The 17,379-nt window shown below is 68.6% G+C and carries 19 protein-coding genes and 1 pseudogene; 10 read left to right on the plus strand and 10 right to left on the minus strand.

The genetic code is table 11. From position 1 onward, the window contains the following. Positions 1-128 precede the first annotated feature (128 nt). Positions 129-1,454 (minus strand): argininosuccinate synthase, encoded by a 1,326-nt coding sequence (gene argG / locus E0W60_RS05805; protein WP_135703325.1) that lies wholly within the window; start codon positions 1,452-1,454, stop codon positions 129-131. Positions 1,455-1,757: 303 nt separating this feature from the next. Here argG and E0W60_RS05810 point away from each other — a divergent pair, with 303 nt between their 5' ends. The 3 genes from E0W60_RS05810 to E0W60_RS05820 are packed head-to-tail and all read left to right on the plus strand — an operon-like array spanning position 1,758 to position 4,734. Then, positions 1,758-2,921, plus strand: coding sequence for a CaiB/BaiF CoA transferase family protein (locus E0W60_RS05810; protein WP_135703326.1), 1,164 nt, complete (start codon positions 1,758-1,760; stop codon positions 2,919-2,921). Positions 2,922-2,962: 41 nt separating this feature from the next. Continuing rightward, positions 2,963-3,934, plus strand: a complete 972-nt coding sequence (locus E0W60_RS05815) for a Bug family tripartite tricarboxylate transporter substrate binding protein (RefSeq protein WP_135703327.1) — start codon at positions 2,963-2,965, stop codon at positions 3,932-3,934. A gap of 23 nt (positions 3,935-3,957) precedes the next feature. After that, positions 3,958-4,734: an enoyl-CoA hydratase gene (locus tag E0W60_RS05820; RefSeq protein WP_135703328.1), complete on the plus strand. Its 777-nt coding sequence runs from the start codon at positions 3,958-3,960 to the stop codon at positions 4,732-4,734. A 22-nt stretch (positions 4,735-4,756) separates the two neighbouring features. Here E0W60_RS05820 and E0W60_RS05825 read toward each other — a convergent pair whose 3' ends face one another. Continuing rightward, complete coding sequence (locus E0W60_RS05825) at positions 4,757-5,692, minus strand: LysR family transcriptional regulator (protein WP_133095603.1); 936 nt, start codon at positions 5,690-5,692, stop codon at positions 4,757-4,759. A gap of 258 nt (positions 5,693-5,950) precedes the next feature. On the opposite strand from E0W60_RS05825, the gene E0W60_RS05830 reads away from it, so the two are divergent. The 3 genes from E0W60_RS05830 (at position 5,951) to E0W60_RS05840 (ending at position 7,344) form a co-directional block, all read left to right on the plus strand. Beyond that, positions 5,951-6,376, plus strand: a complete 426-nt coding sequence (locus E0W60_RS05830) for a VOC family protein (protein WP_133095602.1) — start codon at positions 5,951-5,953, stop codon at positions 6,374-6,376. A 97-nt stretch (positions 6,377-6,473) separates the two neighbouring features. Next, positions 6,474-6,677 carry a SlyX family protein gene (locus E0W60_RS05835; protein WP_133095601.1) on the plus strand — a complete coding sequence of 68 codons (204 nt, stop codon included), beginning with the start codon at positions 6,474-6,476 and terminating at the stop codon, positions 6,675-6,677. Positions 6,678-6,786: 109 nt separating this feature from the next. After that, a complete protein-coding gene (locus tag E0W60_RS05840; RefSeq protein ID WP_135703329.1) occupies positions 6,787-7,344 on the plus strand; it encodes a DUF1439 domain-containing protein in 558 nt (185 codons plus the stop codon). Here the strand turns inward: E0W60_RS05840 and E0W60_RS05845 are convergent. The 5 genes from E0W60_RS05845 to E0W60_RS05860 all read right to left on the minus strand — a co-directional run bounded on the left by E0W60_RS05845 (position 7,341) and on the right by E0W60_RS05860 (position 10,217). Then, the gene (locus E0W60_RS05845; protein ID WP_135703330.1) at positions 7,341-8,255 is read right to left on the minus strand and encodes a DMT family transporter; all 915 of its coding nucleotides are present in this window, start codon (positions 8,253-8,255) and stop codon (positions 7,341-7,343) included. The genes E0W60_RS05840 and E0W60_RS05845 overlap by 4 nt on opposite strands. A gap of 158 nt (positions 8,256-8,413) precedes the next feature. Further along, positions 8,414-8,557 (minus strand): hypothetical protein, encoded by a 144-nt coding sequence (locus E0W60_RS36970; RefSeq protein WP_167884557.1) that lies wholly within the window; start codon positions 8,555-8,557, stop codon positions 8,414-8,416. Positions 8,558-8,647: 90 nt separating this feature from the next. Further along, the gene (locus E0W60_RS05850) at positions 8,648-9,475 is read right to left on the minus strand and encodes an NAD-dependent protein deacetylase (protein ID WP_133095598.1); all 828 of its coding nucleotides are present in this window, start codon (positions 9,473-9,475) and stop codon (positions 8,648-8,650) included. Further along, positions 9,472-9,687, minus strand: coding sequence for an oxidoreductase-like domain-containing protein (locus E0W60_RS05855; RefSeq protein ID WP_371704433.1), 216 nt, complete (start codon positions 9,685-9,687; stop codon positions 9,472-9,474). The genes E0W60_RS05850 and E0W60_RS05855 overlap by 4 nt, the downstream gene beginning before the upstream one ends. A 155-nt stretch (positions 9,688-9,842) precedes the next feature. Beyond that, on the minus strand, positions 9,843-10,217 hold the full coding sequence (locus E0W60_RS05860; protein WP_240745747.1) for a hypothetical protein: 375 nt from the start codon (positions 10,215-10,217) through the stop codon (positions 9,843-9,845). A 211-nt stretch (positions 10,218-10,428) separates the two neighbouring features. On the opposite strand from E0W60_RS05860, the gene E0W60_RS05865 reads away from it, so the two are divergent. From E0W60_RS05865 to E0W60_RS05875, 3 genes and pseudogenes are all read left to right on the plus strand, one after another. Further along, positions 10,429-12,759 (plus strand): patatin-like phospholipase family protein, encoded by a 2,331-nt coding sequence (locus E0W60_RS05865; RefSeq protein WP_135703331.1) that lies wholly within the window; start codon positions 10,429-10,431, stop codon positions 12,757-12,759. Between the two features lie 291 nt (positions 12,760-13,050). Continuing rightward, positions 13,051-13,167, plus strand: a pseudogene (locus tag E0W60_RS38310) (YeeE/YedE family protein); the annotation flags it as partial. Positions 13,168-13,281: 114 nt separating this feature from the next. Then, positions 13,282-14,130, plus strand: coding sequence for an IclR family transcriptional regulator domain-containing protein (locus tag E0W60_RS05875; protein ID WP_135703333.1), 849 nt, complete (start codon positions 13,282-13,284; stop codon positions 14,128-14,130). Positions 14,131-14,157: 27 nt separating this feature from the next. On the opposite strand, the gene E0W60_RS05880 is transcribed toward E0W60_RS05875, so the two are convergent. Both E0W60_RS05880 and E0W60_RS05885 read right to left on the minus strand, forming a co-directional pair. Further along, positions 14,158-14,925 (minus strand): flagellar brake protein, encoded by a 768-nt coding sequence (locus tag E0W60_RS05880; RefSeq protein ID WP_133095594.1) that lies wholly within the window; start codon positions 14,923-14,925, stop codon positions 14,158-14,160. 198 nt (positions 14,926-15,123) lie between these two features. Further along, entirely contained in the window at positions 15,124-16,035 is a 912-nt protein-coding gene (locus E0W60_RS05885) for a LysR substrate-binding domain-containing protein (protein WP_135703334.1), read from the minus strand. 152 nt (positions 16,036-16,187) lie between these two features. Here E0W60_RS05885 and E0W60_RS05890 point away from each other — a divergent pair, with 152 nt between their 5' ends. Then, the gene (locus tag E0W60_RS05890; RefSeq protein ID WP_133095592.1) at positions 16,188-16,823 is read left to right on the plus strand and encodes a LysE family transporter; all 636 of its coding nucleotides are present in this window, start codon (positions 16,188-16,190) and stop codon (positions 16,821-16,823) included. On the opposite strand, the gene thpR is transcribed toward E0W60_RS05890, so the two are convergent. Further along, the gene (thpR, locus tag E0W60_RS05895; protein WP_135703335.1) at positions 16,807-17,376 is read right to left on the minus strand and encodes an RNA 2',3'-cyclic phosphodiesterase; all 570 of its coding nucleotides are present in this window, start codon (positions 17,374-17,376) and stop codon (positions 16,807-16,809) included. The two genes, E0W60_RS05890 and thpR, sit on opposite strands and share 17 nt — an antisense overlap. Positions 17,377-17,379: the final 3 nt, after the last annotated feature.

The following is a 17,379-nucleotide window of genomic DNA, read 5'->3' on the forward strand; positions in this document are numbered from 1 at the left end:
TTGCGCAACTTTACACAACACGCACTGAGCCGTCCAGCCGGTGTTGCCGGAGACGGCGAAAAAAAACCGGCACCCAAAGGCGCCGGTTTTGCTTACCTGGCAAATCGTGCCAACCGGCGCGACCCCACTCAGTCTTCCAGCTTCGGCAGCGAAGCGCTCACCTGCGTCGACAGCAGGCCGGTCTTGGCGTACGTCTGCAGCTTCTCGCGCGTATCGACGATATCCAGCGTGCGCATGGTCAGCTGGCCGATCCGGTCCAGCGGCGTGAACATCGACTCGCCCTTTTCCATCGTCAGCCGTTCCGGCTTGTAGGTCAGGTTGGGCGAGGTGGTGTTCAGGATCGAGTAGTCGTTGCCGCGGCGCAGTTCGATGGTGACTTCGCCGGTGATGGCGCCGGCCACCCAGCGCTGGGCGGTTTCGCGCAGCATGATGGATTGCGGGTCGAACCAGCGGCCCTGGTACAGCAGGCGGCCCAGGCGGCGGCCGTTGTCGCGGTACTGCTCGATGGTGTCTTCGTTGTGGATGCCGGTGATCAGGCGCTCGTAGGCGATGAACAGCAGCGCCAGGCCCGGGGCTTCGTAGATGCCGCGGCTCTTGGCTTCGATGATGCGGTTTTCGATCTGGTCGCTCATGCCCAGGCCATGGCGGCCGCCGATGCGGTTGGCTTCCATGAACAGGTCGACGCTGTTGGCGAAGGTCTGGCCGTTCAGCGCGACCGGCTGGCCTTCCTCGAAGCGCACGGTGACTTCCTCGCGCTTGACTTCGACGTCATCGCGCCAGAACTGCACGCCCATGATCGGCTGGACGATGCGGATGCCCGAATCCAGGTGCTCCAGGTCCTTGGCCTCGTGGGTGGCGCCCAGCATGTTGGAGTCGGTCGAGTACGCCTTTTCGGCCGACATCTTGTAGTCGAAGCCGTTCTGGCGCATGAACTCGGACATCTCGGCGCGGCCGCCCAGTTCGTCGATGAACTGCTGGTCCAGCCACGGCTTGTAGATCTGCAGGCCGGGGTTGGTCAGCAGGCCGTAGCGGTAGAAGCGCTCGATGTCATTGCCCTTGAACGTGCTGCCATCGCCCCAGATGTTGACGCCATCTTCCTTCATCGCGGCGACCAGCATGGTGCCGGTGACGGCGCGGCCGATCGGGGTGGTGTTGAAGTAGGTGATGCCGGCGGTGGAAATGTGGAACGCACCGCACTGCAGGGCGGCGATGCCCTCGGCCACCAGTTGCGTGCGGCAGTCGACCAGGCGGGCTTCCTCGGCGCCGTAGGCCTTGGCGCGGCGCGGGATATCGTCGTAGTCGGGCTCGTCGGGCTGGCCCAGGTTGGCGGTGTAGGCGTAGGGGACGGCGCCCTTCTGGCGCATCCAGAGGAGTGCCGCGCTGGTGTCAAGGCCGCCGGAGAAGGCGATACCGACGCGCTCGCCGGTAGGAATGTGCTGCAGGATGGTAGTCATCGCCAGAAATCTAAGTGAATTTGTCGGCTCTTGGGCGGGCTCCCGCCGCGTCGCCCGGAAGGGTGCCAGCGCGCGCGGAAGCACGGCGACGCGGCCGGCCGAGTCACGGGCCGAGTCAGTGCCAAACGCGAATTGTGACACGGCAGCGCCCACGCGCCAAACGCAGGCCAATGCCGGGTCGCGGGCCGCACCCCGGCGGAGCGTTGAAAAGCCGCGAACGCGCCCTTCAAAACTCTCGACTGGTTAGCTCCCGGGACCCCTCCCTATACTGCGCCGCATCGTCGTTTTGAGAGCGGAGTCGTCATGCTGCATCGCGCCCTGCAAGGGATCCGGGTCCTGGACCTGTCGCGCATCCTCGCCGGTCCCTGGTGCACCCAGAACCTGGCCGACCTGGGCGCCGAGGTGACCAAGGTCGAACATCCCCGGCGCGGCGACGACACCCGCGGCTGGGGCCCGCCCTACCTCGACGCGCCGGCCGGCACCGAAGGCGGTCCGCGCCTGTCGGGGTACTTCATCTGCTGCAACCGCGGCAAGCACTCGGTGGCAATCGACTACAGCACGCCGGAAGGCGCCGCGCAGGTGCGCGAGCTGGCGCGCGAGGCCGACGTGCTGGTCGAGAACTACAAGGTCGGCACGCTGCGTCGCTACGGGCTCGACTACGAAGCCCTAAAGGCAATCAACTCACGCCTGGTCTACCTGTCGATCACCGGCTTCGGCCAGGACGGGCCGATGGCCGACAAGCCCGGCTATGACTACGTGTTCCAGGGCATGGGCGGCTTGATGAGCTATACCGGCCAGCCCGACGGCGCCCCGGGCGCGGGGCCGCTGCGCACCGGCGTGGCGGTGGTGGACCTGAGCACCGGCATGTATGCGACCTCGGCGGTGCTGGCCGCGCTGTACCAGCGGCAGTCGACCGGTGCGGGCGCGCATCTCGATATCGCGCTGCTCGACGTGGCCGTGGCGATGAATGCCAACCAGGCCGCCAACTACCTGGTCTCTGGTCAGAACCCGCAGCGCAGCGGTAATGCGCATCCCAACTGCGCGCCGTATGAAGTGTTCCGCTGCGCCGACGGCCACCTGATCCTGGCGATCGGCAATGACGGCCAGTTCGCGCGCTTCTGCGCGGTGGCGGGCATGCCCGAGCTGGCGCAAGACCCGCGCTACGCCACCAATTCGGCGCGCATCGAGCACCTGCCGGCGCTGCGCGCGCTGCTGGCCGAGCTTTTCCCCACGCGCACGCGCATCGAATGGACCGAAGCGTTCGACGCCAACGGCGTGCCCTGGGGCCCGATCCACACCATGGACGAAGTCTTCGCCCACCCGCAGGTGCAGCACCGCGGCCTGATGCGGGTAGCGGAGCATCCCGTCATGGGCCGCGTGCCGATGGTGCGCAACCCGATGCTGGCGGGCCACGACGGCCCGCTCATGCCGCCGCCGCTGCTGGGCGAGCAGAGCGCCGCGAATTGATTGCCCTGCAAGACACACAAACCCTGCTCCGGAGACAACCGATGAAGCCAGTCCTTTCCACCGTTGCCCTGTTCGCAGCGCTCGCCACTGCCGGCGCCGCGCAGGCCAGCGCCTACCCCGACCGCCCGATCAAGCTGGTCGTGCCCTACGCCGCGGGCGGCACCACCGACATCATCGCCCGCATCGTCGGCACCCATCTGGGCCCGGTGCTGGGCCAGCCGGTGGTGGTCGAGAACCGCCCGGGCGCCGGCGGCGCGGTGGGCAGCGCCTATGCCGCCAAGCAGCCCGCCGACGGCTACACGCTGGTGATGGAGGTGGAAAGCTCGCACGCGGTCAATCCCAACGTCTACGTCAAGACCGCGTATGACCCGGTGAAGGACTTCGCACCGATCAGCAACCTCGCCGACGTGCCGAACGTGCTGGTGGTCAACCCGTCGTTTCCGGCCACCGACCTGCAGGCGTTCATCAGGCTGCTGAAAGCCAATCCCGGCAAGTACTCGTTTGGCTCGTCGGGCAACGGCGGCCTGAGCCACATGAACGGCGAGCTGTTCATGAACGCCACCGGCACGCGCATGCTGCATGTGCCCTACAAGGGCCTGGGCCCGGCGCTCAACGATGCGGTCGCGGGCCAGATCCAGGTCGTGTTCGACAACATCCCCTCGTCGTCCGCGCTGATCCAGGGTGGCCGGCTGAAGCCGCTTGCGGTTGCGGCGAAGCAGCGCCTGAAGGTGCTGCCCAACGTGCCGACCTATGCCGAAGCCGGCCTGCCGGCGATGAACAACCCGTCGTGGTTCGGGCTCGGCGCGCCGGCCGGCACGCCCGCCCCCATCCTCGACAAGCTGAACCAGGCCGTGCGCAAGGTGCTGGCCGAACCCGACGTGATCGCCGCGATCGAGAAGCAGGGCGCGATCCCCGCGCCCACCTCGCGCCAGGCCTTCTCCGACCTGGTGCGCGGGCAGAATGCGCACTGGAAGAAGGTCGTCGACGATATCCGGTTCACCAGGCTCCAGTAAGCCAGCCACCAGCAAGGAACGACATGAGCGAAACCATCCAGGAACAATACGCCGGCGTCGACGTCGACGCGCGCGGCATTGCCACCGTCACCATCCGCGACGCGGGTTCCCTCAACATCCTCGGCACGCCGGTGATCGCCTCGGTCACGCGCGCGATCGAGGCGCTGGCCGCCAACGATGCGGTGCGCGTGGTGGTGCTGCGCGGCAGCGGCGACAAGGGCTTTGTCGGCGGCGCCGATATCAAGGAAATGGCCGCGCTGGACCGCGCCAGCGCGCAGGCATTCATCAGCGGCCTGCGCCGCCTTTGCGACGCGGTGCGCCATTGCCCGGCGCCGGTGATCGCGCGCATGCCGGGCTGGTGCCTGGGCGGCGGGCTGGAGCTGGCGCTGGCGTGCGACATCCGCATCGCCGCCGACAATGCGCAGCTCGGCATGCCCGAGGTCAAGGTCGGCATCCCGTCGGTGATCCACGCGGCGCTGATGCCGCGCCTGATCGGCAATGCGCGCGCGTCATGGCTGCTGCTCACGGGCGAGATCGCCAACGCCGAAGACGCGCTGCAGTGGGGGCTGGTCAGCCGCGTGGTGCCGCTGGATGCGCTGGACCAGGAGGTCGAGCGGGTGGCCGCGCTGCTGGCGGGCTTCGGTCCCGTTGCCGTGCGTCAGCAGAAGCGTTTATTGCGCGAATGGGAAGATGCGCCGGTCGATGTTTCGATCAACAACAGCGTGGCGGAATTCGGCAGCGCGTTCGACACCGGCGAGCCGCAGCAGCATATGGCCACGTTCCTGAACCGGAAGCGCTGACCTGCGCCCCCTGGTTGCGCTATTACGGCGCCGTGCCGGCCACGGCGCCGCCCTCGCGCGTGGCCACCACGCGCGGATCGTTGAGCAGGAACTGCGCGAACGCCTCGGCAAATGACGGCAGCTTGCCGTCGGCGCGCACGATCAGGTTGAGCTCGCGCAGTGCCCAGGGCTCGGCCAGCCGCACCCCCGCCACGCGCGCATCGCGCAGCGCTTGTGCCGCCACGCTGCGCGGCACGAGTGCCACCCCGACCCCCGCCTCGGCCAGCGACAGCACCGCGTCGAAGCTGTGCGCATGCAGGCGCACGTTAGGGCTCTTGCCCGCGCGCTGCGCCATGTCGCGCAGGAACAGGAAGTTGCTGCTGGTGCGGCTCATGCACACAAAGTCGAAAGCCAGTGCCGCGCCGAAGCGAACCTCCGGCTCGCGCGCCAGCGGATGCTCCGCCGCGACCGCCAGGATCAGTTCGTCGCGCGCATAGCGCACCGAGCGCACGCCGGTGGTCTCGAAGTCGCCGGCGAGAATGCCGACGTCGGCTTCATGCGCCGCGACCGCGGTCAGGATCGACTGGCTGGCGCGTTCTTCGAGGTCGATGTTCACGTCCGGGTTGGCCAGCAGGAAGCGGCTCACGCTCGGGATGATGAAGCCATTGAGCGAGCTGCTGTTGGCCAGCAGCCGGATATTGCCCTTCAGTCCCGCCGAGAAACGGCCCACCTCGCCGTGCATGCGCTCGACGCCGAGCAGCAGCTCGCGCACATGGACCAGCAATGTCTCGCCGGCCGGCGTCAGCTCCATGCCGCGCGCGGTGCGCACAAACAGCGGCGTGCCCATCGCATGCTCGAGGTTCTTCAGCCGGTAGCTGGCCGCCGACGCGGTGATATGCGTGGCCGAAGCGCCGCCGGAAAGACTTTGTGCATCGGCGATCGCCTGGAACAGGCGCAGGTCGGTCAATTCGTAACGCAAGGCAGCTCCGGATGTCTAAGGTGTTCAGGCGAGAGCCGGATAGTGACGGTTCGCGGGCATTCTACAGCCCGGCATGCACGCCCCAGCCGAGGCCGATCCCGCATTGATGTGGACACCAGCCACTTGGTTTGCTAAGGTATTGTGGACGGCGTACACAAATCGTTGCGCCCGTTGCCGGATCCCCGAGGCCATCGTCCGTACGCCGGCTAGGTTCTTCCTGCCTGCCCCGCCCGGGCGGCTCTCTCTACAGGAGTTGTCATGCAAGTCCAGCCCTATCTCTTTTTTGAAGGCCGTTGCGATGAAGCTGTCGAGTTCTACAAGAAGACCCTTGGCGCCAAGGTCAATATGCGGATGACGTTCAAGGAAAATCCCGAGCCGCAAAAGGCCGACCCCGGCTGCCAGGCGCCTCCGGGAACGGAAGACAAAGTCATGCACATGGAATTCCAGATCGGCGACAGCGTGATCATGGCTTCCGACGGCCGCTGCTCGAACCAGCCCAAGTTCGAGGGCTTCGGGCTGACAATCAGCTTTGCCGACAAGGCCGGGGTGGAAAATGCCTTCAACGGCCTGAAGGAAGGTGGCCAGGTGGTGATGCCGCTGGACAAGACTTTCTTCGCCGAGCAATTTGGCATGGTGAGCGACCGCTTTGGCGTCATGTGGATGCTGATCACCGAGCAGAAGTAAGCGCGGCGCGTGCGGTTTCGCCGGCGGCATCGGCATACGGGATTACAATGCGCGCCGCCAGCCGGAGAAACCGGCGAACCCACGACAGCCACGCGCCATGGACGAACGCATCACCGAACTCGAAATCAAGCTCGCCTTCCAGGAAGACCTGCTCGAAACGCTCAACACCACGGTGGCGCGCCAGCAGCAGCAGATCGACCTGCTGCAGGAGCAGTTCCGCGCGCTGTACCAGCAATTGCGCAGCGCCACGTCGACGGCGGCAGAGTCCGATCCCCTGCAGGAAATCCCGCCGCATTACTGACCTGCGCGCATGCGCGCCGGGGCTATGTGACGGAACGCCATCCCGCGCGCGCGGTCTGACTGGCTGACTCCATCCACGCCGCGCCGTCAAGGCGCGCACCATCCGCCACATGCGCCTGCGCCCCTCCCTGCTCCTTGCCGCCGCGGCCGTCTTCGCCGCGGCTACGCCCGCGCTGGCCGGCTACAACGTCTGGACCGGCGAATACACGCTCACCCGCCAGGAACTGCAGGCCGCGCTGGATCAGCGTTTTCCCGCCACGCTGCGCTACGCGGAAGTGGTGACCGTACAGCTTAGCCACCCCCGGCTGGTGCTAGACGAGGCCAGCAACCGGCTCATCACCCATGTCGAGGCCCGCCTGACCAACGCGCTGCTGCCCTCGCCGCCGGTCGACGGCAAGCTGGCGCTCAACAGCGGCGTGCGCTACGACTCCGGCAAGCGGGCCGTGCTGCTCGACAACCCCACGGTGCAACAGGTGGAAGTTGCCGGCATGGCCCAGTACCGCGAGCAACTCAACGCCATTGGCGCGGTCGTTGCGCAGCAGCTGCTGAAGGACTATCCGGTCTATACCTTCAAGCCCGAGGAACTGCACTTCGGCGGCAAGGAGGTCGAGCCGGGGACCATCACGGTCGGCAAGGAAGAAGTGCGGGTTGAAGTGAAGAACCGCTAACGCCGCGCCGTTTCGCGCGCGCCGCGGAACACCAGCGCCAGTCCCGCCAGCACCGCCGCCATCCCGGCAAGCGCCAGCGGCGCCATCCGGTTGCCCAGCAGCAGGTAGTCCAGCACCGCGGTGCCCGCAGGCACCAGGTAGAACAGGCTGGTCACATTGACCAGGTTGCCCGCGCGGATCAGGCGGTAGAACAACAGCGTGGCGCCGATCGAGATGCCGAGCGTCAGCCACAGCAGCGGCAGCGCGAACGCCAGCGATACCTCGAAGGCAAAGGGCTGGAACGGCAGGCACAGCAGGCATGCCGCGAGGCTGGCGCCATACTGCAGCGGCAACACCTGCGCCGGCGCGCGCGCGATGCGCTTCTGCAGGATGGCGCCGACGGTCATGCAGGCCAGCGCTGCCAGCCCGCACGACACGCCCGCCACAGAAAGCCGTGCCAGCAGCAGGCTGTCGGCGACCACCAGTGCCAACCCGGCGAGCGCGAGCGCCAGGCCCGCGATGCGGGTGGTGCTGTAGCGTCGCTCGGTCAGCAGCAGGGTCAGCATCGGTTGCGCGCCCAGCACGGTGGCCAGCACACCAGGCGTCATGCCATGGTCGAGCGCAAGGAAGTAGAACACGGCGTAGCCGCCAATCAGCAGCAGGCCGGTCAGCGCCACATGCAGCCGTTCGCCGCGCGGCGGCAGCAGGTGGCCGCTTGCCAGGCCGATGGCGCCAAGCACCGCCAGCGTGATGGCGAAGCGCAGCGTCAGCAAGGCAAAGGGCGTGGCATGGTCCAGCCCGAGGCGCGCCGCGATGGCGCCGCTGCTCCACAGCAGCACGAACAGGGGTGTGGCCCAGAACGCGGCGGATACCGCATGCCGGGCGTGGGTCGCGGCGCCCAGTTGCGCCGCGCAGTCTTTTTCGGTGGTCATGGATGTCATCTGTCGAAAGCCTGGCAGACCCCGGCGCGCAAGCGCGCATAGCAACTGCGGCAGCCGGCAGCGGCGCACAGGCGCGCGGCTGCCGTGCCGTCAGGCACGCGCAGGCGTGAAAACCGGGGAGCTGTGATGCGGGCCGCGATGCGCGCCCGTCAGCCGCGTGGCGGCGGGGGCGGATGCGCGCCGGCGGAGAACGGCGGCGGTGCGACAGCGACGAACGCAGGCTGGCGACGCACGCGCGGCATCGCGTCGCACGGTGGCGCGGCGATGACGGGGCGTTGGCGGTCTGCGTTCATGACGAAATCGGGAAAGGATTCGAAGATCTGGCGATGCTATGCCTGCAAGGCGGCCGCGTCAACGGGTGGTGTGCCGGGTCGCGCCGGAGTTCAGCGCGCAGTGTCCGATTCGAGCTGCGCCACCAGCGCCTGCAACGTGGGCGCGCAGCCGGCTTCGACCTTCAGCGCCAGCATATCGTCCGCGCGCGTGGTGCCCAGGTTGAGCGCCGCCACCTGCTTGCCCATCTGCCCGGCCCAGACACAGAAGCGGTAGCCCGAATACACCATCAGCGACGAGCCCACCACCAGCACCGCGTCGGCGGCCTCGAGCGCCGCGCGCGCGGCATCGACGCGCACGCGCGGGACCGACTCGCCGAAGAAGACCACGTCAGGCTTGAGGATGCCGCCGCAGCGCCCGCACTCGGGCACGCGGAACTGCGCGAACAGCGGCGATTCGAAATGCACGTCGCCATCGGCGGCGGGCTCGGCGATCACGTCGCGCAGCGCGGCGTTCTGGTCCAGCAGCCAGTCCTGCAGGCCGGCGCGGTCATGGCGTGCGCCGCAGTCCAGGCAAATGGCGCTGGCCAGGCTGCCGTGCAGCTCGATCACGTCGCGGCTGCCGGCGCGCTGGTGCAGGCCGTCGACATTCTGCGTGACCAGCGCGCCCAGGCGGCCATGCTCGCCCAGCCGGGCGAGCGCATGGTGCGCGCCGTTGGGCCGCGCCTGCCACGCCACCGGCCAGCCAAGCATGCTGCGCGCCCAGTAGCGCTGGCGCCCGGCGTGCGAGCCTAGGAAGGCCTGCAGCGTGATCGGTTGCGAACGCTGCCACTGGCCGCGCGCGTCGCGATAGCCGGGGATGCCGGAATCCGTGCTGATGCCGGCGCCGGTCAGCACGAACAGGCGCGGATGGCGCCGCACGAAGTCGAGCAGCGCGTTCAACTGGCCGGATCCTCCGCGTGCCGCGCCGCGTGGCGCGCCTCCCACGCGCGCAGTTCCTCGCGATAGCGGTCCAGCTCCTGGTAGTAGAAATCGAAGATGCACGGATCGCAGCCGGAGCCGCAGCATTCGTCGTCGCCGGGCCGTTCGGGCGGCACGGGGCGCGGGTCGTCCGCGGGGTTGGCGACAGGGTTGACGGGAGACACTTGGGACACGGACTGCACGCCGCTGCGGGCGGAAATGGCGGATCAGCCGCCAGTATATGCCGCCGGCGCCAACCACGCCGCCCCCACGCCGCCCCCACGCCGCCCACCACGCCGCCGACCACCCCGCCACCCGCCACGTGGCTGCAGCGCCGGGCCAGTGGCGCTCAGTGGTTCAGCAGCACGCTTCCGACCGGGATCACCAGCGCGGTGCCGGACAGGCAGGCGATGTCGTCGTCGGCAAGCCAGCGCGCCACCACGTCTGCCAGCCGCGCGCCGATGCGGGCCAGCTCGGCCGGGTCGGCCAGGTAGACGGCGTCAATCACGTCCTGGTCGAATGCCAGCGACGCGCTGATGCGGCAGCGGCCGGGCGAGCCGGGCGGCTCGGCCTGCCAGCTCACCTGCACCTCGCTGCCCCCGGCGCGATGGTATTCGGCCGACATCGGGAACAGCCGGCAGGTATGTTCGCGGGTCCACTCCACCAGTGCGGTCATGGCGATTCCCCCTCTGTGCGGGCTGCGCCCGCCCTGGTCTGCGTTCATCTTAGTCACTGCAAGCGGCCTGTGCAGTGCGCTCCCGGCAGCGGATGCCGATCTGCACGCTTCCGAGCGGCATGATGAATTGTTTTGCGGCGCGCACTCCAGGCGGCCCGTGCGCCGCGTTTTGCCCGAAGATAAGCCGACGCCCATCCCGGCCGCGCACAGACCGGGCAACCGGCGCCGCATTGCGGCTGCCTGCTGAACGGACGACGACATGAAGGCAGCCACACCCTGGGGGTTGCGGATCCTGCGGCTGGCAGCGCTCGCGCTGGCGGCTTGCCTTGCCGTTGGCGCCCGGGCCGCGCCGGACGCAGCGCCGGACGCAACGCCTGACTCCGCACTCGCGCCGGCACCAGCGATCATGCCCCCGGCACCCGCCGCGATCGACACACCCGCCGTGAGCGCCGCGCCGGCCCGCGGCGCGCGTCCGCGCATCTGCCTGGTGCTGTCCGGCGGCGGTGCGCGCGGCGCCGCGCATATCGGTGTGCTCAAGGTGCTGGAGGATCTGCGCGTGCCGGTGGACTGCATCGCCGGCACCAGCATGGGCTCGCTGGTGGGCGGCGCCTATGCCACCGGCATGTCGCCCGCCGAGATGGAACGGCTGGTCAGCGGGCTGAGCACCGAAAAGCTGTTCAAGGAACGCCCGCCGCGCAAGGACCTGACCGTGCGCCGCAAGCAGGACGATTTCACCAACCTGTTCACGCCCGAGATCGGCGTGCAAACGAGAGGGCTGCTGCTGCCCAAGGGCGCGGTCTCGGGCGTGCAGCTTGAGACGGTGCTGCGCCAGCTGGCGCGCACGCCCGGCTACCGCGACTTCGACAAGCTGCCGATCCCCTACCGCGCCGTCGCCACCGACCTCGTCGCCGGCACGCCGGTCGTGTTCAACGCCGGCGAGCTGGCCAACGTGATGCGCGCCAGCATGTCGGTGCCGGGCGCGGTGGCGCCGGCGGAATACCAGGGAAGGCTGCTGGTCGACGGCGGGCTCACCGACAACCTGCCGGTCGGCGTGGCGCGCGCGATGGGCGCCGATGTCATCATCGCCGTCAACCTCGGCACGCCGCTGATGAAGCGCGAGGAGCTGACCTCGGTCATCGGCGTGACAGGCCAGATGCTCAACATCCTGACCGAGCAGAACGTGCGCGCCTCGCTGGCCTCGCTGGGCCCCGCCGACGTGCTGATCGAGCCCGCGCTCGGCGATTTTTCCGCGACCGACTTCGACCACCTGACCGCCACCATCCCCATCGGCGAAGCCGCGGCGCGCAAGGTGGCCGAGCGCCTCGCGCCGCTGGCACTGCCGCCGGCGCAGTATGCGCAGCTGCGCGCGGCGCAGCAGGCGGTGTCGCCGCCCGACACGCGGCCGGTGGATGCGATCGAGCTGGCGCCGCTGCACCGCGTCAATCCCGAGTTTGCGACGGCGGTGATGGAGACCAAGCCGGGCGAGCCGCTTGACCAGGCCACGCTCGACCAGGACATGCGGCGGCTGTTCGGCACCGGCGACTTCGAGCACGTCAACTACGGCATCATGGAAGAGCCGGGCAAGCGCATCCTGGTGGTCAATGCGGTCGAGAAATCGTACGGGCCGGACTACCTGCGCTTTGGCCTCGGGCTCAGCACGGACTTCCGCGGCGATGCGTTCTTCAACCTGATCGGCAGCTACCGGCGCACCTGGCTGAACTCGCTTGGCGCCGAATGGCGCACCGATCTGCAGGTGGGCCAGACTACTTCGCTGACGAGCGAGTTCTACCAGCCGCTGAACACGCGCCAGTACTTCTTCATCGCCCCGCGCATCGAGCTGGAGCGCCGCCCGGTCAACGTGTTCCAGGGCAGCACCCGCCTGGCCACCTATGACCTGCGCCGCCTTGACGTAGCGCTGGACGTGGGCAGCCAGTTCACCAAGTACGGTGAGCTGCGGCTGGGCGTGCAGACCGGCACGCTGGACGCCACGCTGAGCACCGGCCCGGAGGCGCTGTCGCCGGGCCCCGGCAGGATCAAGCGCGGCGCAATTACCGGCCGGCTCTTCTTCGACCAGCTCGACAGCGTCGACTTCCCGCGCTTCGGCTATGCTGGCTCGTTGCGGGTCTATGCCTCGCAACCGGGACTCGGTGCCGACGATTCCTATATCAAGGCGCAGGGCGACCTGGTGTATGCCCATTCGATCGGAAACCATACCGTGTCGCTCGGGCTCAAGGCCGGCACCAATGTCGGCAACCCGCTGCCGCGCTATGACCTGTTCCAGTGGGGCGGCTTCCTGCAGCAATCCGGCTATGCGACCGGGCAACTGCTGGGCGGCAACCTGCAGTTTGCGCGGCTGGTCTACTACAACAAACTGGCGCGGCAGACGCTGCTGCAGGGCATCTACGCCGGCTTCTCGCTGGAGGCAGGCCGCATGGGTGCGCCGCTGGTGCCGGGAAGCCCGACCGGGCTGCTCAAGTCGGGATCGCTGTTCCTGGCGCTGGACAGCCCGCTCGGGCCACTCTATTTCGCCTATGGCCGGGCCGCGGCCGGGACATACAGCTTCTACCTCTTCCTCGGCAAGCCGTTCTGAGACGCGGGTCCACCGCAACGTGGGCCGCGCGTGTGATGCGAGCGTACCCCACCGAAGTTGTATGTAATGTCTTAATTCAAAGGTCTATACTTTTCCCGTCAGCAAGACCCCCTCTTGAATGACGACCCTTCCCCGGTCGCCGCTGCCCCAGCGGCGACTTTTTTATGGGCGGTCGCCGCATTCGGGCAACGGCCGCGAGCATGGTTGCCCACCTCCTATCCCCGCCTCGGGCCGCGCTGCCGGCCGCACTCGCGGAGGTTTCCATGCAGATCGGTTTCACCATTTCACAGCGGCCTGTCGCGTGGTCCGGTGCGCTCGCTGGTGGCCACGCTGACCTTCATGGCGGCGGGCTTCCTGACGGTGCTGGTGCAACGCCACCTGCTCGGGAGGTATCGCATCGATCACTAAACGCGCATCGTGGCCACCGGGACACAGTTGGATGCACGCAATGCTGGCCCGTTGCGCCAAGCCGGTTTAAGATTGCGCGATTATCGAACAACGAACCCGGACAAGCACAGCCCAATGGAAGTCCTCCGCCCCATCGGTCTCGGCCATGCACAGGCCGACACCGTCCGCGTCGCCCGGCCGCAGGCCGATTTGCTGAGCAGCTTTGCCGGCGATCCCAATTTCATGCTGTCGCTGGCGCGCGGGCTGACCGTGCTGGAGGCCTTCTCGGAACGCAAGCGTCCGCTGACCATCTCGCAGGTGGCGCAGCGCACGCAGCTGTCGCGCGCCTCGGTGCGGCGCTGCCTCTATACGCTGGAGCAGCTTGGCTATGTCAGCCAGCAGGAGGGCCAGTTCGCGCTGCGCCCGCGGGTGCTGCACCTGGGGCATGCGTATTTCTCTTCGACCTCGCTGGTGTCGCTGGCGCAGCCGATCCTGGACAACCTGAGCGCGCGCATCCACGAGACCTGCGCGCTGGCCATCCTCGACGGCACCGACATCCTCTACCTGGTCCGCTCCGAAGTGCAGCGGGTCCTGAACTACTCGCTGGGCATGGGCAGCCGCCTGCCGGCCTACTGCACCTCCAACGGCCGGCTGCTGCTGGCGCACCAGCCGGCCTCGGTGCTCGACGGCTTTTTCGAGCATGCCGAGCTGCGTCCGCGCACGCTGCAGACCAAGGTGTCGCGGCAGGAGCTGGAGGCATGCTTCGCGCGGGCACGCGAAGTCGACTACGTGATCGTCGACGAGGAGCTGGAGCCGGGCCTGCGCGCGATTTCCGTGCCGGTGCGCTCGGCCTCCGGCATCGTGCTGGCTGGCCTGAGCGTGAGCGTGCGCGCCGCGCGCGTACCGGAAAGCGAGATGATCACGCGGCTGCTGCCGCCGATGCGCGAAGCCGCGGCGGCCATCGGGCGGCTGATCGGCTCCTGACGGGCCGCGCCTCGCGCGCCGGGATGTTCAGCCCCGGTGCGCCAGCTCCAGCGCGAATACCAGCCGCTGCAGGAAGTTCTCCATACGGCCGTCCGGATTGATAAAGGCGCAGCCGAAGTGGTGGATGGCGTTGCCGTCATGGCCGACCAGCCAGTGGCCAACCACCTGCAGGTCGAGCTCGACCTTGCCCAGCTCGCGGAAGTCGAGACGGCACTTGGCCACGGTGGTACCGACCGGCAACTGTTCCTCGGTGACGCTCTTGGAGCGCAGCCCGACGCCGGACAGCGACAGGTCGGCAATGTCCAGGCACAGCAGCGCATTGTCGGCGCCCCGGATTTCGCAGCGGTAGCCCTTGGTCACCAGTGTGCGCGCGCGGAAATGGCGGCGGCGCTGGAAGTGATAGAGCTTCTCCGGAAATTCGACGACAAAGGCCGGGCCTTGCTCGAAGCGGGTCGCGGCCGGCTGCCCCACCATAAAGTTCACCGGCACGCCGCGCAGCAAACCCGAGAATGCATTCTCTTCCGAGGTCATCAGCGACTGCCGCTCGGCGTCGGCATTGCACCAGTCGAACACGAAGGTCCGGTTGACCGGATCGACCTGCAGGATCGAGGTGACGAACTGGTGCCCGGTACGGGTGCGCACGCTCAGCATGCACTTCTGCCACGACAGGTCGCGCAGCACGGTGCCGATCTGGGAGTTGTGCGTGAGGCGGTAACGATCGTCCGCCGGCGTGTCGGCGGCGGCAGTGTCGGTCTCGGTTCCGGTGCCGGCCCCGGTGGCTTCGTGCTGATTCATGGATTCACGCAACGTCTGGTATAGCGGGATGCCGCCGGCTGGGGGTGTAGTGGGGGCGCGGCAGCCAGTCGGCCTGCCGGCCGCGCGCCGCATGTTAAGCGCGTGCCCCCGCGTCCGGCAAGACTCATGGCGACACCTTCGGCAAAACTGTGGCAGAACTTGAGCACAGACTTACGGGGGGTAGCGCCTGCGCCGCTTTCAGGCGTCCTTCGGCTCCAATGGCGGCCCCGCCGGGGATGCGGCCGGCGCCAGCATTGCCTGCGCCTCGTCGCGCAGCCACGCGAGCAGCAGCAGCCGGCGCGTGTCGTGCTCGAACGGCGCCGGCGACAACAGATGGTACGCCGACCCGTCCGGCGTGAAGCCGAACGGGGCAGCCAGGCGCCCGTCGGCGATCTCGTCGGCGGCCATCAGCCGCGAAGCCATGGCCCAGCCGAGGCCCGCCGCCGCGGCCTGCAGGCTCAGGTAGAAGTGCTCGTACCAGGCATCGCCCTCGAAGCGGACGGCCTGCGCGTCAGGGCCGGCGGCAGCCAGCCAGCGTTGCCAGGCATCGGGCCGGGTGCGCGTATGCAGCCGTGCCGGAACAGCGGCGGGACCCTGGGCCAGCAGCGGGCGGCACACCGGCCCGACCCATTCCTGCGCCACCTCGCGCGCGTGCCAGCGCGGCTCGAAGGCGAAGTCATTGCGCCGCAGCGCCAGGTCGGCGCCGCTGCGCGCGAAATCGATCGGGCCGCCCGCCGCCATCAGGTGCAGCGGGATGTCAGGGTGGCGCGCGGCAAAGCGCGGCAGGCGCGGGATCAGCCAGCGCATTGCCACGGTCGGCTCGCACGACAGCACCAGCGCCCGGCCAGGCGGCTGGGTGCGGATGCGCGCCGCGGCGCCGGCCAGCATCTCCATTGACTGTGAAGCGGCGGCGAACAGCGTGCGCCCCGCATCGGTCAGGAAGACGCCGCGGTTGCGCCGCTCGAACAGTGCCACGCCGAGCGTGTCTTCCAGCTGGCGGATCTGCCGGCTGACCGCGCCGTGGGTCAGGTGCAGTTCTTCGGCCGCGCGCACGAAGCTCTCGTGGCGTGCGGCAGCCTCGAAAAAGCGGATCCAGCCCAGCCAGTGCATCGGGATTTTCAGTCAGTTTTTCTCACGTATTTGCGCGAGTATATATCGGTTGTGGGTCTCGTTTGTGGCACGCAGAATTGGGTACGCTTTGCCGTGCCGGCCTAGTCCGGCGGCGGCGATCGGCTCTCAACCACAACGTAACCTCACACAAAATGATTCCAGTTGCCCTTCCAGTCGTCGAACCGCTGGCGGTCGCCGCCGTGACCGTGCTCGCCGTGGTCAGCCCCGGCCCGGATTTCGCCATGGTGACCCGCAACAGCTACCTGTACGGCCGCCGCGCCGGGCTGCTCAGCGCCCTTGGCATCGCAATGGGGGTGCAGGTCCATGTGCTGTACACGATGTTCGGCGTGGCGCTGCTGATGGCGCATGCGCACAGCGTGCTGACGGTGGTGAAGGCGCTGGGCGCGGCCTACCTGGTGTGGATCGGCCTGCAGACGCTGCGCCGGCGCGCGCCGCTGGCGGTCGACCTGCACGGCGCCCCGGCACTGCGGCCGGCCGCGGCCTTGCGCATGGGCTTCCTGACCAATGCGCTGAACCCGAAATGCACGCTGTTCGTGGTCAGCACCTATACGCAGGTGGTCGACGCGCACACGCCGGTGCCGGTGCAGTTCGGCTACGGTGCGTTCATGTCGCTGGCGCACCTGGCGTGGTTCAGCCTGGTGGCCGGTGTATTCGCCGCGCCGGCGTTGCGGGCGGCGATGCTGCGCCGCCAACGTCTGCTGGACGGCGCCATCGGGTCGGCGCTGTGCGGGCTCGGGGCCGCGCTGGGGCTCAGCAACCTGGCGTAGCAGCAGGCCGGGCCAGTGGCCACGCCTGCAGCACGAGGTGCTCCGCGCCCTGCGGTCCCAGCCGGCTTTCGAACAGCACCAGCCGCTGCACCGGCCAGGGATCGCTGGCGAGCATCCGTTGCGCGTCGAGCCAGGCGCGCAACATGGCCTCGGGTACCGTCGGGCGGCAGCGTGCCAGCGTCAGGTGTGGGTGGTAGCGGCGGCGCTCCGGCTCGATGCCGGCGGCCTGTGCCAGCGCCTGCCCCACCGCGGCATGCAGCGCGCGCAGTGCGTCAAGCCCGGGACCCGGCGCGAGGCCGGCCCACAGCACCGAGCCCTGGCCGGTCCGGAAGCGGCCGGTGCCTGCAGCCTGCAGCGTGAAGGCGGGCGCTGCGAGTCCGTCGAGCGCGGCGTTCAGCTGCGCCTCGGGCACGCCGCATTCGCCGAGGAAATGCAGGGTCAGATGAACCTGCGTGGCCGGCACCGGGCGCAGGCCGGTCGCCTCCGGCAGGGTCGACAGCAACCGCTCCGCCCGCGCCGGCGGCACTTCCACGGCGAAAAACAGGCGCGGCATGGC

It is taken from the genome of Cupriavidus oxalaticus (assembly GCF_004768545.1).
GTDB lineage: Bacteria > Pseudomonadota > Gammaproteobacteria > Burkholderiales > Burkholderiaceae > Cupriavidus > Cupriavidus oxalaticus_A.